Origin of the sequence: Sphingomonas sp. BT-65, from assembly GCF_026107375.2 — a bacterium.
GTDB lineage: Bacteria > Pseudomonadota > Alphaproteobacteria > Sphingomonadales > Sphingomonadaceae > Sphingomonas.
In genome coordinates this window covers 2878045-2890449 of record NZ_JAPCIA010000001.1, presented here as the reverse complement: position 1 = coordinate 2890449, position 12405 = coordinate 2878045, and the positions used below count along the sequence as shown (strand labels likewise).

15 protein-coding genes are annotated in these 12405 nt (G+C 67.1%); 8 read left to right on the top strand and 7 right to left on the bottom strand.

The window, feature by feature from the left end; all coding sequences use genetic code 11:
- The first annotated feature begins 27 nt into the window (after positions 1 to 27).
- Genes ileS through OK349_RS13890 form a run of 3 tightly spaced genes read left to right on the top strand, consistent with a single transcriptional unit; the run spans position 28 to position 3870 of the window.
- Complete coding sequence (gene ileS, locus OK349_RS13900; protein ID WP_265118388.1) at positions 28 to 2880, top strand: isoleucine--tRNA ligase; 2853 nt, start codon at positions 28 to 30, stop codon at positions 2878 to 2880.
- Positions 2877 to 3407 carry a signal peptidase II gene (gene lspA, locus OK349_RS13895; protein ID WP_265118387.1) on the top strand — a complete coding sequence of 177 codons (531 nt, stop codon included), beginning with the start codon at positions 2877 to 2879 and terminating at the stop codon, positions 3405 to 3407. Before ileS ends, lspA begins: the two co-directional genes overlap by 4 nt.
- Positions 3400 to 3870, top strand: a complete 471-nt coding sequence (locus OK349_RS13890) for a DUF3035 domain-containing protein (protein WP_265118386.1) — start codon at positions 3400 to 3402, stop codon at positions 3868 to 3870. The genes lspA and OK349_RS13890 overlap by 8 nt, the downstream gene beginning before the upstream one ends.
- Before the next feature lie 165 nt (positions 3871 to 4035).
- Here OK349_RS13890 and OK349_RS13885 read toward each other — a convergent pair whose 3' ends face one another.
- The 4 genes from OK349_RS13885 to OK349_RS13870 all read right to left on the bottom strand — a co-directional run bounded on the left by OK349_RS13885 (position 4036) and on the right by OK349_RS13870 (position 6508).
- The gene (locus OK349_RS13885) at positions 4036 to 4875 is read right to left on the bottom strand and encodes a TorF family putative porin (RefSeq protein ID WP_265118385.1); all 840 of its coding nucleotides are present in this window, start codon (positions 4873 to 4875) and stop codon (positions 4036 to 4038) included.
- Positions 4876 to 5136: 261 nt separating this feature from the next.
- A complete protein-coding gene (locus OK349_RS13880; protein ID WP_265118384.1) occupies positions 5137 to 5595 on the bottom strand; it encodes a RidA family protein in 459 nt (152 codons plus the stop codon).
- Positions 5592 to 6239 (bottom strand): HAD family hydrolase, encoded by a 648-nt coding sequence (locus tag OK349_RS13875; RefSeq protein ID WP_265118383.1) that lies wholly within the window; start codon positions 6237 to 6239, stop codon positions 5592 to 5594. Before OK349_RS13875 ends, OK349_RS13880 begins: the two co-directional genes overlap by 4 nt.
- Positions 6236 to 6508, bottom strand: a complete 273-nt coding sequence (locus OK349_RS13870; RefSeq protein WP_265118382.1) for a DUF3572 domain-containing protein — start codon at positions 6506 to 6508, stop codon at positions 6236 to 6238. Before OK349_RS13870 ends, OK349_RS13875 begins: the two co-directional genes overlap by 4 nt.
- Positions 6509 to 6546: 38 nt before the next feature.
- Here OK349_RS13870 and OK349_RS13865 point away from each other — a divergent pair, with 38 nt between their 5' ends.
- Entirely contained in the window at positions 6547 to 6909 is a 363-nt protein-coding gene (locus OK349_RS13865) for a response regulator (RefSeq protein WP_265118381.1), read from the top strand.
- 224 nt (positions 6910 to 7133) lie between these two features.
- Here OK349_RS13865 and rpmG read toward each other — a convergent pair whose 3' ends face one another.
- Complete coding sequence (gene rpmG, locus OK349_RS13860) at positions 7134 to 7301, bottom strand: 50S ribosomal protein L33 (RefSeq protein ID WP_265118380.1); 168 nt, start codon at positions 7299 to 7301, stop codon at positions 7134 to 7136.
- A 173-nt stretch (positions 7302 to 7474) separates the two neighbouring features.
- Here rpmG and OK349_RS13855 point away from each other — a divergent pair, with 173 nt between their 5' ends.
- The 3 genes from OK349_RS13855 to OK349_RS13845 all read left to right on the top strand — a co-directional run bounded on the left by OK349_RS13855 (position 7475) and on the right by OK349_RS13845 (position 8964).
- Positions 7475 to 7792 (top strand): hypothetical protein, encoded by a 318-nt coding sequence (locus tag OK349_RS13855; RefSeq protein ID WP_265118379.1) that lies wholly within the window; start codon positions 7475 to 7477, stop codon positions 7790 to 7792.
- Between the two features lie 10 nt (positions 7793 to 7802).
- A complete protein-coding gene (locus OK349_RS13850; RefSeq protein ID WP_265118378.1) occupies positions 7803 to 8369 on the top strand; it encodes a TMEM165/GDT1 family protein in 567 nt (188 codons plus the stop codon).
- 97 nt (positions 8370 to 8466) lie between these two features.
- Positions 8467 to 8964 (top strand): Dps family protein, encoded by a 498-nt coding sequence (locus OK349_RS13845; protein ID WP_265118377.1) that lies wholly within the window; start codon positions 8467 to 8469, stop codon positions 8962 to 8964.
- A gap of 6 nt (positions 8965 to 8970) precedes the next feature.
- Here OK349_RS13845 and OK349_RS13840 read toward each other — a convergent pair whose 3' ends face one another.
- Positions 8971 to 9969 carry an aldo/keto reductase gene (locus tag OK349_RS13840; RefSeq protein WP_265118376.1) on the bottom strand — a complete coding sequence of 333 codons (999 nt, stop codon included), beginning with the start codon at positions 9967 to 9969 and terminating at the stop codon, positions 8971 to 8973.
- Positions 9966 to 11567, bottom strand: coding sequence for a rhamnogalacturonidase (locus OK349_RS13835; RefSeq protein ID WP_265118375.1), 1602 nt, complete (start codon positions 11565 to 11567; stop codon positions 9966 to 9968). Before OK349_RS13835 ends, OK349_RS13840 begins: the two co-directional genes overlap by 4 nt.
- Before the next feature lie 89 nt (positions 11568 to 11656).
- Here OK349_RS13835 and OK349_RS13830 point away from each other — a divergent pair, with 89 nt between their 5' ends.
- Positions 11657 to 12385, top strand: coding sequence for an SDR family oxidoreductase (locus OK349_RS13830; RefSeq protein WP_265118374.1), 729 nt, complete (start codon positions 11657 to 11659; stop codon positions 12383 to 12385).
- Positions 12386 to 12405: the final 20 nt, after the last annotated feature.

Sequence of the window (12405 nt, the reverse complement as noted above, 5' to 3'; positions counted from 1 at the left end):
ACGCTTTCCTCTAATCGGCCGAAACGCATGACCGAAAACACTGACTCGCAGCGCGACTACCGCGACACCGTCTTCCTGCCGAAGACCGACTTCCCGATGAAGGCTGGCCTCGCCGCCAAGGAGCCCGCGATCCTCGAGCGCTGGGCCAAGATCGGCGTTTACGAGCGTCTGCGCGAGCAGCGCGCGGGGCGCGAACGCTTCATCCTCCACGATGGCCCGCCCTATGCCAATGGCGATCTGCACATGGGTCACGCCATGAACAAGATCCTCAAGGACATCGTGGTCCGCAGTCAGAGCCTGCTGGGCAAGGACGCGCCCTATGTGCCCGGCTGGGACTGCCACGGCCTGCCGATCGAGTGGAAGATCGAGGAAGCCTATCGCGCCAAGAAGCTCAACAAGGACGAGGTGCCCGCCGCCGAGTTCCGCGCCGAATGCCGCGCCTATGCCGCCAAATGGGTCGATATCCAGCGCGAGCAGTTCAAGCGGCTCGGCGTGATCGGCGACTGGGACGATCCATATCTCACGATGAAGTTCGACGCCGAGGCGACGATCGCGGGCGAGCTCTTGAAGTTCGCGACCAGCGGCCAACTCTATCGCGGCGCCAAGCCGGTGATGTGGTCCCCCGTGGAGAAGACCGCGCTGGCCGAGGCCGAGGTCGAATATGAGGACGTCGTCTCGACCCAGATCGACGTCGCGTTCGAGATCACGGAGGCGCCCAATGCGCCCGAACTGGTCGGCGCGCATGCGGTGATCTGGACGACCACGCCGTGGACGATCCCGGTGAACCAGGCTTTGGCGTATGGGCCGGAGGTCAATTACGAGTTGGTCGAATGGAACGGCCGCCGCTTTGTTTTGGCGCTCGACCTGCAAGCAGCCACGATGAAACGGTGGGGATTTGACCCAACCCTCGGCGACGGCAAATCACTCGGTACTTTCTTTGGCAAGCAACTCGCCGGCGCCGTCGCCCGCCACCCGATGCACCGTCTCGGCGGCTTCTTCGCCAAGCCCCGCCCCTTCCTCCCCGGCGAATTCGTCACCACCGACGCCGGTACCGGCCTCGTCCATATGTCGCCGGATCATGGCGAGGACGATTTCGAGCTGTGCAAGGCGCACGGCATCGATCCGGTGTTCGCGGTCGACGATGCGGGCTTCTACCGCCCCGACTGGCTGTGGCTCGGCGGACAGGGATCGGTCATCAACAAGAAGTTCGTCGCCAGCGACGGCCCGATCTGCGCCGACCTGCGCGAAGCCGGCGCGCTCCTAGCCGCGTCGGACGATTTCGCGCACAGCTATCCGCACTCGTGGCGCTCCAAGGCCAAGATCATCTTCCGCTGCACGCCCCAGTGGTTCATCCCGATGGACCGCCCCGCGGGCGTCGCTGCGCAGGCCGAGGACGAATCCGCCGCCGGGGCCGCCGATTTCGCGGGCTTCATGCCGCTGGCGCCGCACAACAACGCCCCCACGCTGCGCAATCTCGCGCTCGACGCGATCGAGCGGACGCGCTGGGTGCCCGAGCGTTCGATCAACCGCATCCGCTCGATGGTCGAGGGGCGCCCCGACTGGGTGATCAGCCGCCAGCGCGCCTGGGGCGTGCCGATCCCGCTCTATGTGCACCGCCAGACCGGCGATTACCTCCGCGACGAGGCGGTCAACGCGCGCATCCTCGACGCTTTCCGCCAGGGCGGCGCCGATGCGTGGTTCGGCGCGGACCATCAGGCGCTGCTCGGGCCGGACTATGCTCTCGCCGATTATGAGGTGGTCAACGACATCCTCGACGTGTGGTTCGACAGCGGCTCGACCCACAGCTTCGTGATCGAGGCGCGCTATGGCGCAGGCACGCGCGCCAACCTCTATCTCGAAGGCTCCGACCAGCATCGCGGCTGGTTCCAGTCGTCCTTGCTCGAAAGCGCCGGCACCCGCGGCCGCGCGCCCTACGACGCCGTGCTCACCCATGGCTTCGCGCTCGACGGGCAGGGGCGCAAGATGTCCAAGTCGCTTGGCAACGTCGTCGATCCGCTCAAGATCATCGGCGAGAGCGGGGCGGACATATTGCGCCTGTGGGTCGCGCAGACCGACTATTTCGAGGATGTGCGCATCGGCAAGGAAGTGCTCGCCGGCACCGGCGACGCTTACCGGAAAATCCGCAACACCTTCCGCTATTTGCTCGGCGCGCTCGACGGCTTCACCGATGCCGAGAAAGTCGCGGTCGGCAAGATGCCCGAGCTCGAGCTCTACATCCTCCACAAGCTTGGGGCACTCGACGTCGAGCTGCGCGCGGCGGCCGAGGCGTTCGAGTTCAACCGCTACGCCCGTGCGCTGTCGGATTTCATGAACGAGGACCTGTCGGCCTTCTTCTTCGATATCCGCAAGGACTGCCTCTATTGCGAGGCGGAAAGCGATCCCAAGCGCCGCGCCTATCGCACCGTGCTCGATCTGCTGTTCCACGCGCTGGTCCGCTACGCCGCGCCGATCCTCGCCTTCACCGCCGAGGAAGTGTGGCAGGCGCGCTACCCGAGCGAGGATGGGTCGGTGCATTTCCTCGAATGGCCCGAACTGCCCGCGCTGCCCGGCGACGACGCGATCTCGACCGAATGGGCCGATATCCGCGCGCTGCGCGAGAAGGTGACCGAGGCGATCGAGCCCTATCGCCGCGAGAAGACGATCCGCTCGAGCCTGGAAGCCGAGGTCACCGTGCCCGAGATGCTGCGCCCCGCCGCCGAGCTCACCGAGGTATTCATCGTCGCCGACGTGAAGCTGAAGGACGGCGAGGTCACCGTTGCGCGCACCGAGCACGAGAAATGCGGGCGCTGCTGGCGGCTGTTGCCGGAGGTTGAAGCCGAGGGCGCGCTGTGCCACCGCTGCAGCAAGGTGGTTTCATGAATCGCAATCGTACGCTTGGTTTCGCGCTCGCCGCGCTGATCTTTATCGCCGATCAGGCGATGAAGGCGTTCGTCGTCGAAGGGCTCGGTCTCGCCTATGAGGGCGCGTTCAAGGAAATCCTGCCCTTTTTCGACCTGCGCTTTGTCGCCAATACGGGCGTGTCGCTGGGTCTGTTGGCCGCGGAGACCGCATGGATGCGCTGGGCGCTGGTGGGCGGGACGGCGCTGGTCGCCGCCGGCGTCGGCTGGTGGATGCTGCGCGAGAAGAACCGCAACGACATGTTCGCGCTGGCGCTCGTGCTGGGCGGCGCGCTCGGCAACATCGTCGATCGCACGCGCTTTGGCTATGTCGTCGACTATGCCGATCTGCACTTCGGCGAATGGCGCCCTTTTTTGGTCTTCAATGTCGCCGATGCTGCGATTACCATCGGCGTCGTGATCCTGCTCATCCGGGCGCTGTTCGTGCGTGACAAACAAGAAGCCGAAGCAAGTGCCGACGCTGCCCCTGTGGAGAATGCCAATGCGTAAGTCTTTAGCTGTAGCCGCCATCGGCGGTTCGGCGATGTTGCTCGTGAGCTGCGGCAGCGGCGGGATGCTCAACCGCAAGCGCCCCGACGAGTTCGCCGTGGCGCGTCAGGCGCCGCTGGTGATCCCGCCCGACTTCGCGCTGCGTCCGCCCCAGCCCGGCGCGCCGCGCCCGCAGGATTCGGGCGGTCCGTCGCAGCAGGCGCTCGAGGCGCTGTTCGGCGGTACCGCGCAGCGCAGCGCCTCGGAAGCCGCCGCGGTCCAGTCGGCCGGCGGCAACAGCGCCGCCGATACCGGCATCCGCTCCTCGGCGGGCAGCCCCGACACCAATGTCGTCGACAAGGGCAGCACGACGCGCGACATCGTCGCCGCACCGCAGGGCGACGGCCGCGACGCGCGCACCGGCGCGGGTACGCCGGCCGCCCCGGCTCCGGCCCCCACGCCCACGCCCACGCCGCAGAACTGATCGGGGCAGAACTGATCGGGGCAGAACTGATCGGGGCAGAACTGATCGGGGCAGAACTGATCAGCTAGCCAGCCGGAACGAAAAAAGGCGGCTGCGCCGGGCGCAGCCGCCTTTTTTCATGTCCGGCCGTCGGAAGGGGACCGGGAGGCCCCCTTCCTCAAGCGATCAGAACGCGAAGCCGATATAGGCCAGCACGGTCGAGCCGCGGCCGCGACGCTGCGCGAAATTGCCGATGCCGACGACATTCTCGTTCGAGATGTCGGTATCGACATAGGTCACGCCGCCCTTGATCGGACCACCGACCCACTCCGCGCCGACGCTCCAGTCGAAATAGTTGTTGTCGAGCACGCCCGGAACGTTGAGCGAGCCGAGCGAACCGGCCGAATAGCCGAGATGGCCCTTGACCGTGATCGGCGTGGTCGGGATGGCGACCGACGCATCGCCATAGACGTAGATGTTGTCGTCGTTGCCACCCTTGACGTCGAACCCGGCCAGGCCGTCCTGCCCGCCCCACGCATAGGCCGCGCCGAGCTTGGTCGAGACCGGGCCGATCGTGTAGGTGATCGCGGCATAGGGCTCGAAGAAATCGGTCTTGAGGCCTTCCGCGCCGTCCGGGTAGAGATAGTAGAGCAGGCCGATGTCGAAGCCGACGCCACTGCCCAGCGTTTTGGTGAAGCCGGCATAGAGATCAACCTCGGCATCGCCATAGCCGGTCAGCGCGGGCGTGCTGCCGTCGAGGCCGCCGTCGATCGTCGAGGCCCAGACGCCGGCATAGAAGCCCGATTCATGGTTGAAGTTGATCGTGCCCTGGATCGCCGGATCTTCGTTGGTCTGGGTGACGCCGCGGAAACGATAGTCCGTGATCAGCGTGACGCCGCCGGTGATGGTCAGCGGCCCGCTCGTTTCGGCTTCGGCTTCGGCCGCCGCGGGTTCTTCCTGGGCAAAAGCCGGGGTCGCGGTCGCGGCGAGCAGCAGCGCGCCCGCAATGGACTTAGTGAAACGCATGGGATCCCTTTCTCTAATACGAGTGGTCCCCGCCTGCAGCGGAAGGGATGCCGCCATGTGGCTCAGGGCGTTCACCCCGGCGCGGCTATTTCCTTCCACTGATCAACTTGCCGTATCCCGCTGCGCCGCACAATGATCTTTCGTGGAAATGAGCGCAATTGCGCTGGCGCTGTTGCCGCGGCGCAACAGAATTGTCACACGCGCAACGGCTTCAGCGCCTGTTCGGGATGCGCCTTTCGGCGCATTTCCAAACAGGCTCTCTCAGCGCAGCGCGACGATCGCGTCGACCTCCACTGCGGCACCGCGCGGCAGCGCCGCGACGCCGACCGCGGCGCGGGCATGGCGCCCGGCCTCGCCGAACAGTTTCTCCATCAGCTCCGACGCGCCATTGGCGACCTGCGGCTGATCGGTGAAGCCGGGCGTCGAGTTGACGAACACGCCGAGCTTGACGATCCGCTCGACCCGGTCGAAGCCGCCCAGCGCCTTCGCGATCTGCGCGACCAGCATCAGGCCGCACCGCTCGGCGGCTTCCTGGCCATAGGCAAGGTCGCGGTCCTCGCCTAGCCGCCCGGTCATCACCGCGCCGTCCTTGAACGGCAGCTGGCCCGAGATGTGAAGCAGCCCGCCCGCTTCCACGGTCGGCACATAGGCGGCGACCGGCGCGGCGGCTTCGGGCAACGTCAGGCCGAGTTCGGCAAGCTTGGCATGGACATCGGTCATTGGGTCTCTCCCTGGGTTTCGAGCTGATCTGCAGGCTGCCCGGCGGCGAAGCGGGCGGAAATCCACGCCTCGGCCTCGCGCCAGTCGTCGATGCGCGCATGCGCGAACGGCGCGGGGGGCACGTGCGGCGCCATCGCCGGTTCCGACACCATGTGCAGCCGGTGGACGTGCGGCGCGGCGCGCGCGACCGATTCGTGGTGCTGGGCAAGGTCGTCGACGAACACCGCGACGCCGGCGCCATGTTCCTCGACCAGCTGCGCCACTGGACGACCCTTGCCGCCCTGGTTGCATTCGACGCGATGCACGATCCCGTGCGTGTCGAGCTGCGCGATGCGGTGCTCGCGGCAGTGATCCTGGAGATTGGTGAGGATGACGATGTCCGCGCTCTCCGCCAGCGCCGCCAACGCCTCGCGCGCATGCGGCACCAGCGTCTGGCGCGCCATCTCCCCCGGAAAGAAGCCCCCGAGAAAGCTCCAGATCTCTTCGACGCTCAGCGCATCGCCGCCGCGCCGCTTCATCGCATTGGCCCAGTCGTGGTTCGACACGTCGAACTCGACGTCGTGCGCCTCGTCGAGCCAGGCGCTGAAGTGCCGTACCATGTGCAGCAGCACCTCGTCGCAGTCGCAGATCAGCAGCGGCTTCATGCATTCTCCAGTCTGGCGTGCGCGGCGACCAGTGCCGCGGGCTCGACGCCGAGCGCTTCGGCGCAGGCGACCAGGTCGGGCTCGTGCGCTTCGAGGAAGCCGAGCACCGCGCCGAGCACGGCAGGCTCCCCCGCGCGGGCGCGCAGGTCGGAAGGGGTCAGGCCGGTCACATCGAGCAGCCGCTGCGCGCGATTACCGTCGGACACGGTCCAGCCCAGCGCCGCCAGCGCCAAAGTCGTTGCGTCCTCGTTTGTATCGCCCGCGTGCATCGCCTAGGGTTTTCGCGACCTCTGATGGAAAGCTGCGCGTGGCAAAAAGGGTGCTGGTTGTCGAGGACAACGAACTCAATCTCAAACTTTTCTGCGACCTGCTGCGGGCCCATGGCTTCGAGACCTCGCCGGTGCGCGACGGGCGCGAAGCAGTGGCGACCGCGCGCGCCTTCAACCCCGACCTGGTGGTGATGGATATCCAGCTGCCGCACATCTCGGGGCTCGACATCATCGGGCGGATGCGCGGCGATCCGATGCTCAAGGGCATCCCGGTGATGGCGGTGACCGCCTATGCCGGGCAGGAGGATGAGGCGCGGATCAGGGCGGCGGGCGCCAACGCCTATGTCACCAAGCCGATCTCGGTGATGCGCTTCGTCGAGGAGGTACAGGCGCTGCTTTGATCCCTCTAGTCCTCCCCTTCAGGGGAGGGGGACCGCCGAAGGCGGTGGAGGGGCGGCGGGCGCAGCCCGCCGCGCTTGGCGCACGACGGCCCCTCCGTCATCGCTTTGCGATGCCACCTCCCCTGAAGGGGAGGAGTTCAAACGGAAAGAGCCGCGAGGCGATTCGCCCGCGGCCCTGGGCCCCGGCTTGCGCCGGGGCTGCGTAATCTTCGCTTGCGCGAAGCTTACTTGATCTTCGCTTCCTTGAACTCGACGTGCTTGCGCGCGACGGGATCATATTTGCGGAAGCTCAGCTTCTCGGTCTGAGTGCGCGGGTTCTTCTTGGTGACATAGAAGAAGCCGGTGTCAGCCGTGCTGACGAGCTTGATCTTGACGGTTGTCGGCTTGGCCATCGCCCGAATCCTGCAGTCTGGTTCAAAAGAATAAAGCGGCCGCGCGCTGGCTGGCCGCTGTCAGGGGTGGGCGCATGCCGCGTGGAGCGCACAATGTCAAGCGCGAGGGCAGATTAGCGGCCTGTTAACCATGCTGGGCGCAGCGTCCACGCATATCGCCGGGGAGAAGCGCGATGGGGGACGAACGCAACTGGGTGCTGGCGAACGAGCTGTGTCAGCGAATCGATTCGATCGGGACGCGCAGCGCCCGCGCTGCGACGGCGGAGCTAGCCGCCGATCTTGACGCGATCCGCCGAATCGCGCTCGCCAACGGCATCACGCCTGCCCTGCCCGTGGTCCATGCGCTCGAAGCCGCGCTGGCGGTGGGCCAGCGGGGGCCGATGATCGCCGACGGGCTGTCGCTGCTGCGCGATGCGGTGCGCTGCGGGCGCGACGACGCGCGCACCGGCGCGGCCTTCGCCGCGGCCTGCGCCATTCGGCTTGCGGGATGATCTTGGCCTGATGGACGCACTCGTCCCCGCCTTCATCGCGGTGCTGCTGACTCAGGCGGGCGACCGTTCGCCCTGGCTGGTCGCGATCCTTGCCGACCGCTTCGGCAAGCCCTTCCTCGTCGCGCTCGCCGCCGTGCTGGCGCATGCCGCCGGCAATGCGGTCGCAGCGATCGGCGGCCTGCTGATCGCGCCGATGCTCACGCCCAATGCCAAGCAGCTCCTGCTCGCGCTCGCGCTGGCGTTCGCCGCGATGGGCGCGCTGTGGCACCTGAAGCCGCCCGACCGGCTCGAAGGCTGGAAGCTCGGCGCGTTCCTCACCCCGCTGCTCGGCGTGTTCATCCTCGCCGCGGGCGACACCACGCAATTCTTCACCCTCGCCTTCGCCGCGCAGGAGCCCGCGCCGGTGCTCGCCGCGGCCGGTGCGACCGCCGCGGTGCTCGTCGTCAACACCGCCGCGGCGCTAGCGGGCGAGAAGGCGTGGCGCAAGCTGCCGGTCCGCGCCTACCGCATCGGCTTCGGCCTCATCTGCCTCGCCGCCGGGGTCATCCTCGCACTCGGCGCGCTCCGCCTGATCTAGTGCCTCGATCGCTCTGATCGGCCTTTTCGCAACGCAGCACGGGACCCTATATGGCAAGGGATCGTTTCATTGCCGACTCAACCAATGGGGACCCACCATGGCCGAACCGAATGCCGCGCTGAAGACGCCGACCGACCTCAACCGCAACGACACCAAAACCGTAGCCGATGCGCTGAACGGCATCCTGGCGGACAGCTATGCGCTGTACCTCAAGACCAAGAATTTCCACTGGCACGTATCGGGCCCGCATTTCCGCGACTATCACCTGATGCTCGACGATCAGGCGACGCAGATCCTCACCACCACCGACCAGATCGCCGAGCGCGTGCGCAAGACCGGCAACACCACGCTGCGCTCGATCGGCGACATTTCGCGCCGCCAGACGATCAAGGACAATGACGCGGCCTTCGTCTCCGCCACCGACATGCTGGTCGAGCTGCGCGAGGACAATCTCAAGCTGGTGGAGCTGCTGCGCGAAGCGAAGGAACTGGTCGACGAGGCCAAGGACAATGCGACCAGCGGCATCCTCGACGACTGGACCGACCAGGCCGAAGAGCGCGCCTGGTTTCTATTCGAAGCCAGCCGCAAGGGCTGACGCGGATTACGCCGGGACGGGCGCGTCCCGGCGGATCAGGCCCGTGTCCTTGAGCTCGGCCCACAGCGCCGCCGGGATCGGCCGCGCCATCAGCGCGAGCGCATCCTCGACCTGGCGGACCGAGCCCATCCCCGGCACCACCGACGCGACCTGCGGGTGCGCGAGCGGGAATTGCAGCGCCGCGGCGGCGAGCTGCACGCCGTGGCGCGCGCAGATATCCTCGATCGCCTCCACCCGTTCGACGATCGCGGTCGGGGCGGGCTCGTAGTTGAAGTTGGGGATCGCGCCGCCGTGCCGCACGCCCTTGGCGAGGATGCCGGAGTTGTACGGCCCCGCGATCACCAGGCGCACGCCGTGCTCGGCGCACAGCGGCAGCAGGTCGTCGAGCGGGTCTTGCTCGAGCAAGGTGTAGCGCCCGGCGAGCATGATCAGGTCGATCTCCCCCGCCCCCAGCATCTCGATGCACACCGCGGTCTCGTTGACCCCCAGCCCGATCGCGCTCACCGCACCCGAATCGCGCAACTCACGCATCGCGCGATAGCCGCCGTCGAGGAATTCCCGGAACAGCCGCGGATGTGCATCGCCATGCGCGAAGCTGCCGAGGTCGTGCGCGTAGAGGATGTCGATTCGATCGCGCCGCAGCCGCTTCAGGCTAGCCTCGTACGAGCGCATCACCGCGTCGTAGCTGTAATCGAACACGCTCTCATACGGTTCGGGCGAGACGAAGGCCTGGCGCGCCACCGACAGGTCGGCATCGGGCCGCGGATCGAGCCGCCGGCCGATCTTGGTCGAGACGATCGCGGTCTGCGCCGGGTCGAGCTCCGCCAGCGCCGCGCCCAGCCTTTTCTCGCTGAGCCCGAAGCCGTAATGCGGCGCGGTGTCGAAATAGCGGATGCCCGCGTCCCACGCCCGCACCACCACTTCGCGCGCTTGGTCGTCAGGCACCGCGCGATAGAGATTGCCGATCGACGCCGCGCCGAAGGCGAGATCGCCCAGCTGGATCACGCCAGCATCCGGATGTCGCCCGTCGCGATCCCGCTGCTGTCCTTCGCCACGATCGCGGTCTCGCGCGGCTTGTCCGAGAGGAGCCCGTCGATGATCGCCCCCTCGACGTTGCGCAGCGCCACGGTCGGCCGTGCGTCGGGCTTCTCGACGCTGAAGCGGCAGTCCTTGATCGTCAGCCGCCTGGCGTGGCGCGCCCAGAAGCCGGACGCGGGCAGCGTCTTGAGGTAGCTCACCTCGAGGCTGGTCTCGCGGCGATATTCGGGCTCGCGCGCCGCATCGGCCGCGGTGCCGCCGCCCGCGGAATGCACCTCGACGCCGTGGAAGGTCACGTCCTCGATCGGCCCGTCGGCGAAGCCCTCGACCCCGCACGGCTCGCGCCAGTCGCCGCCGGAGACCTGCACGTCCTCGAACCGGATGCGGCGGATCTTGCCGACCGGCGTGCCCTTGGGCGCGCGCATGCGTGCCCCGTGGTGCACGAACAGCGGGTGGTTGACCGGGTCGCGCAGCGTGATGCCGCTCACCGACACATCCTCCATCGTGCCTCCGTCGACGATGCCGATCAGGATGCCGCGGCTGTTGGTGCAGATGCAATCGGCGATGCGCACGTTGCGGAAGCCGCCGACGGTCTCGGTCCCCATCTTGATCCGCCCGAGCACGCCATTGCCGTCGGGCGAGCCATAGTCGGACAAGCGATAGCTGCCGTCGAGCAGCGAGCCCATGAGGTAGCCGCTGGTCTTGCAGCCCTGGACGAGGATGTCCTCGCAGACCACCTTGCGGCCGAGTGCGCCGCTGCTCTTGAGCACGATCGCATCGTCCTTGGGCGCGTTGACGGTGCAGTTGACGACGCGCACGTCGCGGCAGCAGTCGATGTCGATCCCGTCGCGGTCGGTATCGATGACGATGCCCTCGACCGCCATGTTGCTGCAGCCATGCGCGATGATCCCGAAATGCCCAGCCTGCAGGATGGTGAAGTCCTGCAGCCGCACGTTGCGGCAATTCATCAGGCCGACCGTCTTGTTCGCGCGCCCGACCTGCGCCGTCTCCTGCGGGTTACGCAGCATCAGCTCCTTGGGGGTGATGCCGAGCGCCTTGGCCGATTGCCAGGTCTTGCGCTGCCACCAATGGTCGCCCGGCCCCTCGCGGTCGAGGCCCAGGCCGTGCAGCATGCCGGGACCGACCACGCCGATGTTCGACGCGCCGTCGGCATAGATCAGGCTGTTGTGGACATGGGTGATGCCGAAGTCCTGGAACTGCTCCTCGAGATAGTTTTCCGGGGGATCATAGTTGCGGCCATGGAGGTCGGGGTTCGCCGCCTCGATCACCGCACCGGCGGCGAGCGCCAGCGTGACATTGTCGAGCAGCCGGATCGAGAAGCTCAGATACCGCCCCGGCGGCACCAGCACCACGCCGCCGCCGCGCTTTGCCGCAGCCTTTACCGCGCGGTTGATCGCCGGGCTGTCGATCGTGCGGCCGTCGCCCCGCGCGCCATGCTTGCGGATATCCTCGATTCCGCCATGTTCCAGCGCGGCCTCCGCATAGGCCGGGCTGCCGAGCAGCATTGCGAGGAGTCCCAGCGTCGAGCGGCGATCGAGGGACAAGTCGAAGCTTGCATGCGCGTCAAACATAATTCATCATACGAATACATTCGGCGATGTCCACCGCCGTTATCAACCCCCTGGGAGAGTTTATGGGCCGTCTCGAAGGCAAGATCGCACTGGTGACCGCAGCAGGCCAGGGCATCGGCCGGGCCACCGTCGAAGCCTTTGTCCGCGAAGGCGCGCGGGTGATCGCCACCGACGTCCGCGCCGAGGCGCTCGAAGGCCTCGACGGCGCCGAGACACGCCAGCTCGATGTGACCAGCAAGGACGAGGTCGCGGCGATCGCCGCCGACTATCCCGAATTGAACGTGCTCTACAATTGCGCGGGCTTCGTCCACGCCGGCACGATCCTCGACTGCGACGAGGATGCGTGGGACTTCTCCCAGTCGATCAACGTCACCGCGCAATACCGCATGATCCGCGCGGTGCTGCCGGGCATGATCGCGCGCGGCGGCGGGTCGATCATCAACATGTCGTCGGTCTGCTCGAGCATCAAGGCGGTGGCCAACCGCTTCGCCTATGGCGCCACGAAAGCCGCGGTGATCGGGCTCACCAAGTCGGTCGCGATCGACTATGTGACCAAGGGCATCCGTTGCAATGCGATCTGCCCGGGCACGGTCGAGACGCCCTCGCTGATCCAGCGCCTCCACGACACCGGCGATTTCGAGAAGGCCTATGCCGAGTTCACCGCGCGCCAGGCGATGGGCCGCTTCGGCCGGGTGAGCGAGCCGGCGGCGCTCGCCGTCTATCTCGCCTCGGACGAGAGCGCCTTCACCACCGGCACCGTCAACGTGATCGACGGTGGCTGGGTGAACTGACGACTAGAACAGGAGAGGTT